The organism is Aquabacterium sp. A08 (genome assembly GCF_011742065.1).
The window spans coordinates 1-224 of record NZ_JAAQQT010000220.1 but is presented as its reverse complement, the minus strand read 5'-3'; the positions used below and the strand labels follow the sequence as shown (position 1 = coordinate 224).

Annotated in this window: 1 pseudogene; it reads right to left on the bottom strand. The window is 68.8% G+C overall.

What is annotated here, in order from left to right:
• Nucleotides 1-224, bottom strand: a pseudogene (locus HA630_RS01230) (HNH endonuclease); the annotation flags it as partial.

Genomic DNA, 224 nt, shown 5'->3' with positions numbered 1-224 from the left:
GCGCACAGGTGGCGGTCGCGGGCGAACAGCTTGGGGTTGCTCAGCGCCGGTTTCAGGTCGAAGGGGTTGATGCCCGGCACGCCCCGGGTGCCGATAATGGAGTTCACCGCGATGACCGACTGCTGGCCGGTGACCGCGTTGTGCCCGCCGTGAAAGACCGCCACGCGCTGCCCCATCTCCCAGCGCACCTCGTCGGCCGCGTAAGACAGCACCGCCTGTTCCAG